The following is a 2,974-nucleotide window of genomic DNA, read 5'->3' on the forward strand; positions in this document are numbered from 1 at the left end:
TTATTTTAATAACTATTTGGGTTTCATCTTATTGTTTTTACTGTTATACCTTCTGTCTTACTATAAATTTGACTTGTCAAATCTTATATTTTTATCTGTAATACTGCTTATTTTATGCTTACTCTTTTTTCTCCCCTTCTTTTTTCTCCCCTTCTTTTTCCCCTTCCTTTTTCTCCCCTTCCTTGGCCTCGCCCTCTTTCTTCTCCCCTTCCTTGGCCTCGCCCTCTTTTTTCTCCCCTTCCTTCTTGGCATCTTCCTTGTGCTGTTCCGCCGGTTTCGTCACCTGGGGAATGACCTGGGGAGGGGGCATGGCTTGCATGGCAGACCCGTAACGCTGGGCCACCTGAGCGGCGGAGAGGATCACCGGCGGGGCCGGCGGGGCGCTGAAACTGGAGATGGAGGTGCTCTGGTTGGGCTGGGTGAGCAACTGGGTGCCGGCGGAGTTGGTGACCGAAATCTGCCCGACGCCGCCGTCCGCATCCTTCATCAGGGTGATGGTGTTCTCCTTGCCTTCCGCTGCGGCCTGACCGGCCACAGTGGTGCCCCGGATGCCGATTTCGGCCACCGGGGTCTTGAAGACCATGTTGGCGGGACCCAGCTTGGCCACCGCGCCGCTGGTGAAGGAAAAGACCCCCTGCACCACACTGGTGGAGGATTTCCCGGTACCCGCCGCCGGATCGAACTCCATCTTCTCGATCACCAGCCGCCCGTTGTCGCCCAGGGCCACCGTGGACTTGTCGGCATAGATCAGACCGACGCTCCCCTTGGTCCCGGTCTGCACGATGTCCCCTTCCATGAGGGGCATCCCCTGGGTGACCGGAATCGTCACCCCGGTGCGCACGATGCTGGCCTCGCCGGAGACCGAATCCACGGTGCCGATCCCGGTCTGGCCAGTACCGGCCTCGGCCTCGGCGTATACCCCCGGCGCCAAAGGCCCGGCAAGACGCACCGCCAGATCCCCGGTGATGCGGGCGCCAAAGGGGGTGAACAAATCCGGGGGCGTGGCATGCTGAAAATAACCGGGCACCTGGACCGTCTGACCCGCGTGCTCCCCGGTGCCCCGCAGGACCAGATCGTTCCCCTGCCGCTGGAACATCGCCCGCAGCAGCATCTCCTCGCCGGGAACCACGATCCGGTCGTCCGCTTCCAGCACCCGCGTCAAGGCACCGTGTAACCGCCCTGCGGCAAAATCGATCCGTTTGGCCATCGCGATCTCCCCCTTGGATCAGGAAATTATTTCCCAACCAGCATGAAAGCCGACCAGATATAAGGATAACCCCACTCCTTGGAATCCATCAGCTCCTGACGTGCCTCCCGCAAGGCGTCATGCGGGGTCTTGCCCGCCATCAGCCCCTTGTAGAGTCCGGTCATCAGGGCTTGCGTACCGGCGTCGCTCACCTCCCACAAGGAGGCGATCACCGCCTCGGAACCCGCTTCCTGGAAGGAACGCCGCAAACCATACACCCCCTCGCCCTCGTGAATCTCCCCCAACCCGGTCTCGCAGGCGGAAAGCACCGTCAGCCTGGTCCCGGTCAGATCGAGGGCCAACACCTCCAGGGCGGTCAGGACACCGTCGTTGTTGGTGTCGATCTCCCCGAGGAATCCGGCGTTGCCATTGATCCCTGCAAAAGCAAGGCCAGAGCGCAACAAGGGATTGTCCCCCGGCGGCGGCAATTGCAGATCGCCGCCGCGCTGCAATTTCATCAGCCGCTTTCTGAGGTTGTCATCGGCTTTCAGGAAAAATCCATGCGTGGCGATATGCAACACCTCCGGCGGCTGAGCAATGGATTGCACCACCTTCTCCTGGGCATCGAACTTGAGGAAGATCCGGTTGGCCTTCTTGCGCTCCTCCACCTGCCCGACGATCAGTTTCCCTTCCTTCTCGGCCCCCGGCAGCGGATCGAAGCGCAACCCCCGCATCCCCTGGGAGAAGGCCCGCAACCCGTCACGCACCTCCGAAGAGGAGGCGGATCGCTTCCCTTCGATCTCCTTGATCACCTGCCGGTCCACCACCTTGTCGGAGTCGTAATCCGGTCCGGCCAGGATCAGCACCCCGCCCGTGGCGGAGGGCGTCTCCGACGGCAGCAGGTCGCGGCTGGAGGTCAGGATGTGGATGTCCATGCTCTTGGCCAGATAGGCGCTCTCCTCGTCGATCAGGGCCGAGAATGGCAAGATGTTGAGCATGCCGTCCGGGACCACGTAGACCACCTTGCGGCCATCCAGGGCCTGCTTGAGGGGCAGCCAGACCACGTCATGGGTCTCCTGCCCCATCTTGATCAACTCGTCCTCATCGACATTCTCTTCCTGGATCTTGGTCCGGTAATCGACGATGACCTTCTGGATCTCATCCATGTCGGTGCGGAACGGCACCATGGTGAAGACCCCCTTGCCGTTCTCCTTGCGCAGCACCCCGGCCAGCAGGCGGTTGCGCCCACGCTCGGCATAGACCAGGAAATCCACCAGCGCGGCATCCTCCGGCAGGTGTTCGACCAGTTGATCGACCCCGACCTTGGCCACCGAACGGCGAAACCGCTGGCTGCTGCGCCCCAGATCGAGCTGCAGCTTGTCCACGCTCTCCTGCAACTCGTTGAGCACCTTCAAGTGATTGTCCTTGGTTTCCGCCGTGGGGCCGGAAAGGGTGAGGGCCGCCAACTGCTTGCGGGTCGCGGTCAGACGCCGGCTGATGACCTCCAGTTGAGGGTTCTTGGCCATGCGCACCACCTGACGCATCTCGGCGGTGATCTTGAGCAGCAAACCCTTGCGCGCCAGGGCCACTTCCAGGGCCTCGCGGCCTGCGGTATCCGGATCCTGACGCGACACCATGGCCAGATAGTTGTTCAACTCATCCCGATGCAGCCGCACATACCCTTCCCTGGCGTTGTCCCCGGTGGCCCAGAGCATGCGATTGAGGAATTCGGAGCGCCGTTCGAAAATCTGCTTGCGTATCTCGAACGCCTCACGCAGGGATTTCTTG

The 2,974-nt window shown here is 61.3% G+C and carries 2 protein-coding genes; both read right to left on the reverse strand.

From position 1 onward, the window contains the following. Nucleotides 1-118: 118 nt before the first annotated feature. Complete coding sequence (locus tag HQL56_19255) at nt 119-1,207, reverse strand: FecR domain-containing protein (protein MBF0311655.1); 1,089 nt, start codon at nt 1,205-1,207, stop codon at nt 119-121. A gap of 26 nt (nt 1,208-1,233) precedes the next feature. Next, the coding region (locus HQL56_19260; GenBank protein MBF0311656.1) for a CHAT domain-containing protein at nt 1,234-2,974 on the reverse strand (1,741 nt) is incomplete at its 5' end.

The sequence above is a fragment of the Magnetococcales bacterium genome (assembly GCA_015231925.1).
Classification (GTDB): domain Bacteria; phylum Pseudomonadota; class Magnetococcia; order Magnetococcales; family JADGAQ01; genus JADGAQ01.

What these genes read in the sequence shown, in the direction of transcription:
- HQL56_19255 (MBF0311655.1), bottom strand. Translation starts at nt 1,207, where the DNA reads ATGGCCAAACGGATCGATTTTGCCGCAGGGCGGTTACACGGTGCCTTG.